Source organism: Streptomyces oryzae, from assembly GCF_017676365.1.
Lineage (GTDB): Bacteria > Actinomycetota > Actinomycetes > Streptomycetales > Streptomycetaceae > Streptomyces > Streptomyces oryzae.
The window spans coordinates 1-5,346 of record NZ_JADKMA010000301.1 but is presented as its reverse complement, the minus strand read 5'-3'; the positions used below and the strand labels follow the sequence as shown (position 1 = coordinate 5,346).

3 protein-coding genes are annotated in these 5,346 nt (G+C 70.3%); 2 read left to right on the top strand and 1 reads right to left on the bottom strand.

What is annotated here, in order from left to right:
• Window positions 1–161: 161 nt before the first annotated feature.
• A complete protein-coding gene (ileS, locus tag ITI46_RS32890) occupies window positions 162–3,290 on the bottom strand; it encodes an isoleucine--tRNA ligase (RefSeq protein ID WP_209243606.1) in 3,129 nt (1,042 codons plus the stop codon).
• A gap of 478 nt (window positions 3,291–3,768) precedes the next feature.
• Here ileS and ITI46_RS32885 point away from each other — a divergent pair, with 478 nt between their 5' ends.
• Window positions 3,769–4,611, top strand: coding sequence for a TraR/DksA family transcriptional regulator (locus ITI46_RS32885; protein ID WP_209243605.1), 843 nt, complete (start codon window positions 3,769–3,771; stop codon window positions 4,609–4,611).
• A 53-nt stretch (window positions 4,612–4,664) separates the two neighbouring features.
• On the top strand, window positions 4,665–5,324 hold the full coding sequence (gene lspA, locus ITI46_RS32880) for a signal peptidase II (protein WP_372452131.1): 660 nt from the start codon (window positions 4,665–4,667) through the stop codon (window positions 5,322–5,324).
• Window positions 5,325–5,346 lie beyond the last annotated feature (22 nt).

The following is a 5,346-nucleotide window of genomic DNA, read 5'->3' as shown; positions in this document are numbered from 1 at the left end:
CCCCTGAGAGCATCTCCGCTCTCGGGGGCCCGGCCCGTTGTGGCTGATTGTCCCGGATGTATGCCGGTCTGTGCCGGTCCATGCCGGGACGGAAAAGGGGTGCCCCCGCCCGTGAAGGCGGAGGCACCCCCTTTTCGGTGGCCCTCCCGGCGAGGGAGGGCTCAGCTCTTGCGGAGGCGGAACTTCAGGCTCAGCGCCTCGTCTTCGAAGGTGCGGCCCTCGATGTCGTTCGGGTCGCCCTGGGCGAACTCGTCGGCCAGGACCTCCTCCGCGATGAGGAAGGTGTGCTCGGCCAGGGCGCGGGCCACGTCCTCGTCGCCGGACTGCCAGCGCAGCTCGATCCGGTCGGCGACATCGAGCCCGGAGTTCTTGCGGGCCTCCTGGATGAGCCGGATGGCGTCGCGGGCGAGCCCGGTGCGCCGGAGCTCGGGGGAGATCTCCAGGTCCAGCGCCACCGTGGCGCCGGAGTCCGAGGCCACCGACCAGCCCTCACGGGGCGTCTCGGTGATGATGACCTCCTCCGGGCTGAGGGCGACGGTCTCGCCGTTCACCTGCACCGTGGCCGTGCCCTGGCGCAGGGCCGTCGACAGCGCGGCGGCGTCGGCCTCGGCGATGGCCTTGGCGACGGTCTGGGTCTCCTTGCCGAACCGGCGGCCCAGCGCCCGGAAGTTGGCCTTGGCCGTGGTGTCCACCAGTGAGCCGCCGACCTCCGAGAGGGAGGCGAGCTGCTCGACGTTCAGCTCCTCCGTGATCTGGGTGCGCATCTCGGGGGAGAGCGTCTCGAAGCCCTGCGCTGCGATGAGTGCCCGGGAGAGCGGCTGCCGGGTCTTGACGCCGGACTCGGCGCGTGAGGCGCGGCCCAGCTCCACCAGCCGGCGGACCAGCAGCATGTCCTGGGACAGCTCGGGGTCGATCCGGCCGAGGTCGGCCTGCGGCCAGGAGGCCAGGTGGACCGAGTCGGGGGCCCCGGGGGTGACCGGCACGACGAGGTCCTGCCAGACGCGTTCGGCCAGGAACGGGGTGATCGGCGCCATCAGCCTGGTGACCGTCTCGATCACGTCGTGCAGCGTACGCAGTGCGGCGGCGTCGCCCTGCCAGAAGCGGCGGCGGGAGCGGCGGACGTACCAGTTGGACAGGTCGTCGACGAAGGTGGACAGCAGTTTGCCGGCCCGCTGGGTGTCGTAGCTGTCCATGGCGATGGTGACCTGGTCGACCAGCGCGTGCAGCTCGCTCAGCAGCCAGCGGTCCAGCAGCGGGCGCAGCTTCGGCGCCGGGTCGGCCTCCGAGGGTGCCCAGCCGGTCGTACGGGCGTAGAGGGCCTGGAAGGCGACGGTGTTCCAGTAGGTCAGCAGCGTCTTGCGGACGACTTCCTGGATGGTGCCGTGACCGACCCGGCGGGCCGCCCAGGGGGAACCGCCGGCGGCCATGAACCAGCGCACCGCGTCCGCGCCGTGCTTCTCCATCAGCGGGATGGGTTCGAGGGTGTTGCCCAGGTGCTTGGACATCTTGCGGCCGTCCTCGGCGAGGATGTGGCCGAGGCAGACGACGTTCTCGTAGGACGACTTGTCGAAGACGAGGGTGCCGACGGCCATCAGCGTGTAGAACCAGCCGCGGGTCTGGTCGATGGCCTCCGAGATGAACTGCGCGGGGTAGCGCTTCTCGAACAGCTCCTTGTTCTTGTACGGGTAGCCCCACTGGGCGAAGGGCATGGAGCCGGAGTCGTACCAGGCGTCGATGACCTCGGGGACGCGGGTCGCCTCCAGGGTGCAGCCCTCGGTGGGGCAGCCGAAGGTGACCGCGTCGACGTAGGGGCGGTGCGGGTCGAGCCCCGACTGGTCGCTGCCGGTCAGTTCGGTCAGCTCGGCCAGCGAGCCGACGCAGGTGAGGTGGCCCTCAGCGCAGCGCCAGATGGGCAGCGGAGTGCCCCAGTAGCGGTTCCGGGAGAGCGCCCAGTCCACGTTGTTGTCCAGCCAGTCGCCGTACCGGCCGTGCTTTACCGACTCGGGGAACCAGTTGGTCGCCTCGTTCTCCCGCAGCAGGGCTTCCTTGATCTGCGTCGTGCGGATGTACCAGGACGGCTGCGGGTAGTAGATGAGGGCCGTGTGGCACCGCCAGCAGTGGGGGTAGCTGTGCTCGTAGGCCACGTGCCGGAACAGGATGCCGCGGGCCTCCATGTCCGCGACCAGGGCCTCGTCGGCCTTCTTGAAGAACTGGCCGCCGACCAGGTCCAGCTCGGGCTCGAACGTGCCGTCCGCGCGGACGGGCACCACCGGGGAGATTCCGTTGGCGCGGGCCACCCGGAAGTCGTCCTCACCGAAGGGCGCCAGGTGCACCATGCCGGTGCCGTCCTCGGTGGTGACGTAGGTGTCGTTGACGACGAAGTGGGCACCGGGGATGTCCACGAGCTCGAACGGGCGCTGATAGCGCCAGCCGTTCATCTCGCGTCCCGTGTAGCGCTCGCCGGTGATGTGCCAGCCCTCGCCGAGCGCCTTGTCCAGCAGCGGCTCGGCGACGACGACCTTCTCGGTGCCGTCCGAGGCCACGACGTAGGTGACGTCCGGGTGCGCAGCCACGGCAAGGTTGGACACCAGCGTCCAGGGGGTCGTCGTCCACACCAGCAGCGACGCCTCGCCGGCCAGCGGGCCGGAGGTGAGCGGCATCCGGACGGTGACCGAGGGGTCCACCACCGTCTCGTAGCCCTGCGCCAGCTCGTGGTCGGACAGGCCGGTGCCGCAGCGGGGGCACCAGGGGGCGACGCGGTGGTCCTGGACCAGCAGGCCCTTGTCGAAGATCTGCTTGAGCGACCACCAGACCGACTCGATGTACTCGGGGTTCATCGTGCGGTACGCCTCGTCCAGATCGACCCAGTAGCCCATCCGGGTCGTGAGCTCGGCGAAGGCGTCCGTGTGCCGGGTGACGGACTCGCGGCACTTGGCGTTGAACTCGGCGATGCCGTAGTTCTCGATGTCCTGCTTGCCGCTGAAGCCCAGCTCCGTCTCGACGGCCAGCTCGACCGGCAGGCCGTGGCAGTCCCAGCCGGCCTTGCGGGCCACGTGATAGCCGCGCATCGTGCGGAAGCGGGGGAAGACGTCCTTGAAGACGCGCGCCTCGATGTGGTGCGCCCCCGGCATGCCGTTCGCGGTGGGCGGGCCCTCGTAGAAGACCCACTCGGGGCGGCCCTCGGACATCTCGAGGCTGCGGGCGAACACCTTGTTCTCGCGCCAGAAGTCGAGCACGGCGCGCTCCAGCGCGGGCAGGTCGACCTGGGCGGGCACCTGGTTGTATTGCATCGGCGGGTCTTCTTCCTCCGGCGGACATCGGGAAGATGCTGCGCGTCTTCACTTCCGTCGGAGGGACGAGCTCGCCTGCCTGGCCGGCGGCGGACCCGCGGTACCACCCTCCTTGACGGCGGGCCGTGCCCGCCGTCCCCTCATTGGGTCAGCGCTGCCGGTTCTACTCGCCCGGACGCGTTCTCTTCCGGGCTTTCTTCCGGCGGCTCCGGGGTGATCTTCACGCCGCGCTCGCCTCCGGGCTCCCACCGTCCCCGGATCGCTCTGGGCCGCTCACGGACGCTACTCGTCCCCATCAACGCCTCTCGCCGCCCCCAGTGTACGGGGATTCACGCGCGGGCACGGAGCGGTTTTCGAGCGCCCGGGCGGGGCACAAAGGTTGCAGACCGGCGTGCCCCGTTGCCGTGTGCTTGAAGTCGATTTATCGTTCCGGTCACGTTTCGCGAGCAAGATCACAAAATGTGAAGGGGCCGCGGTCATGGTGGCGGAGGAGAGCGCCGCGAAGAAGACGGCAGCATCGAAGAAGGCCACAGACGCCGGGGACGGGGCCGCGGCAGCGAAGAAGGTTCCCGGTAAGGCGGCACCGGCGAAGAAGTCGGCAGCCAAGAAGGCGACGGCGAAGAAGGCGACGGCCAAGAAGACACCGGCGAAGAAGGCGGGGGAGAAGAAGGCACCGGCGAAGAAGGCTCCGGCGAAGAAGGCCGCGGCGAAGAGGGCCGCGGAGGAAGTGGCGGCGGCCGAAGGGGCCACCGCGGAGGTGACGGCGGCCGAGGCGGCAGCGGACCGTCAGAGGGGCGCCGCACAGGCGCCCGCCAGGCAGGCCGCACAGACGACGACGGGAGCAGGGACGGTGGCTGCGAAGAAGACTCCGGCAGTGACGGAGGCCGAGGCAGTGCCCTCGGCGCGGAACGGGGAGGGCGTGGCCCCCGGTGAACTGCCGGTACGCCCCGACGAGGACCCCTGGTCCCCGGAAGAGGTCGAGGAGGCGCGCTCGGGGCTGCGGGACGAGGCCGAGCGGCTGCGGCAGGAGATCATCTCCGCGGACGAGGCGCTCAGCGGTCTGATGCGGGATTCTGGGGACGGCGCCGGTGACGACGATGCCGACACCGGGACCAAGAACATCACCCGCGAGCACGAGATGGCGCTGGCCGCCAACGCGCGCGAGATGCTCTACCAGAGCGAGCGGGCGCTGGAGCGGCTGGACGCGGGGACGTACGGGCTGTGCGAGAACTGCGGCAAGCCGATCGGAAAGGCCAGGATGCAGGCGTTCCCGCGGGCCACGCTGTGCGTGGAGTGCAAGCAGAAGCAGGAGCGCCGCTGACCGCGGGAGAACGCCGTGAACGCCGCCGTCCGCGCGTGTCGTACCCTCAAAGCGTGACTGAGGTGGAGCGGCCTGTCGATGGCCCCGAGGAAGGCGCGGCCGGCGGCGGCGAAGAGGAGCGCACGGAAGAGGAGCGCCCCGGGGGTGGGACCACCGAGGGGGAGCCCACCGAGGGGGAGCCCACCGAGGGGGAGTCCACCGAGGCGGAGTCGGACGGTCCGGTTCGGCGCAGGCGCCGGATCAGTGTGCTGATGGCGGTGGCCGGGTTCGCCTTCGCGCTGGATCTGATCAGCAAGCTGGTGGTGGTCGCGAAGCTGGAGAACCACGAACCGATCGAGCTGCTCGGCTCCTGGCTCCAGCTGAACGTCATCCGTAACGCGGGCGCCGCCTTCGGGATCGGGGAGGCGCTGACGCTCGTGCTGACCGCGATCGCGGTGGCCGTCGTGGTGGTGATCGCGCGGATCGCACGGAAGCTCTACAGCACCCCGTGGGCCATCGCGCTCGGTCTGCTGCTGGGCGGCGCGTGCGGGAATCTGGCCGACCGGATCTTCCGGGCGCCGGGGGTCTTCCAGGGGGCCGTCGTGGACTTCATCGCGCCCAAGCACTTCGCCGTCTTCAACCTCGCCGACTCGGCCATCGTGTGCGGCGGCATCCTGATCGTGCTGCTCTCCTTCCGCGGCCTGGACCCCGATGGGACCGTCCACCGGGACTGAGCCGCCGCCCGCCCCCGGCTTC